Genomic DNA, 997 nt, shown 5'->3' with positions numbered 1-997 from the left:
GTATCCATCCGGTGAAGGCCGCACCCGTTTCAGTTAGCGGTCACTGGGTTTGATGATGCGTTTTGCTGCGGCGTTACGACGAGCGGCGATCCGGCCGAGGATGCCGTTGATCGGGAAGACATCGAGTTCGTCTGGATCGTAGTCGTCGAGCCATTCGCTGACATCGGCGTGATCTGGATGGTCCGGATCGTTTCTCGCCTCGAGCATTTCGTAGAACCCCGGGATGCCGCCGCAGTCCTCGGGAGGGCAGTTGCGCTCACCGGCGATGAAACGCGGATATGCCGTGGAGCGATCCCCAGCTCGGACATCCCTGATGATCAAACTGTGTTCCCAGTAATCGCCGAAATCATAGACATAATGAATCCGGGTAGTGCCGGGAGCAAGCACATCGCGCAGTCGTGTGCGGGAGGCGACCTTGCGGGGAGCGGTCCCCCAGTCCTCGTCCATGGGCAGGCCGTAGGTCTGGTGATCGATGACCATCTCCCAGAGGTGATAGTCGAGCCATCCCATGGCGGTCTGGACGATCTCGTGCAGCACCTTGAGGGTGATGGAGGTTGGGACTTCGAGCTCTCGCCAGATGAGCGGGTCGGAATCGTTCAGCTCGATACGCAGCGTGGCGATCTCGGTAAAACTGTCGATGGCGCTTTGGCGGGTCATGCCGCCTGCGATAGCAGACCTTCACTCTTGCGCCAGTTCCAAGGCAGCAGCTGATCGAGCCTGGTGGCCGGATGATCGGCGATGCGAGCGAGGACATCGGCGAGCCAGGCCTGCGGATCGACATCGTTGAGCCTGGCGGTCTGGATCAGGGTGTAGATGATGGCGGCACGCTTGCCGCCGCGATCGGATCCGCAGAACAGCCATGCCTTGCGGCCAAGCGGGATGCAGCGGAGCGCGCGCTCGGCGGCGTTGTTGGTGAGGCAGATCCGGCCATCGTCGAGGAAGCGGGTGAACGCGTCCCAGCGCTTGAGCATGTAGAAGCAGGCCTTGGTGAGATCAT

General features: G+C 61.5%; 2 protein-coding genes. Both read right to left on the bottom strand.

What is annotated here, in order from left to right:
- Window positions 1–33: 33 nt before the first annotated feature.
- Window positions 34–657 (bottom strand): plasmid pRiA4b ORF-3 family protein, encoded by a 624-nt coding sequence (locus AX692_RS13620; protein WP_027443935.1) that lies wholly within the window; start codon window positions 655–657, stop codon window positions 34–36.
- Window positions 654–997 (bottom strand): IS66 family transposase (locus tag AX692_RS13615; RefSeq protein WP_155646320.1); only part of this gene is annotated, 344 nt, incomplete at its 5' end. The genes AX692_RS13615 and AX692_RS13620, both read right to left, overlap by 4 nt.

This window comes from Erythrobacter donghaensis, assembly GCF_001557325.1.
GTDB lineage: Bacteria > Pseudomonadota > Alphaproteobacteria > Sphingomonadales > Sphingomonadaceae > Erythrobacter > Erythrobacter donghaensis_B.
The sequence above is the reverse complement of the archived record's forward strand: the minus strand, read 5'-3'. Positions and strand labels throughout refer to the sequence as shown.

Excerpts from the sequence above, each read along its gene's own strand:
- AX692_RS13620 (WP_027443935.1), bottom strand. The coding sequence starts at position 657 with ATGACCCGCCAAAGCGCCATCGACAGTTTTACCGAGATCGCCACGCTG.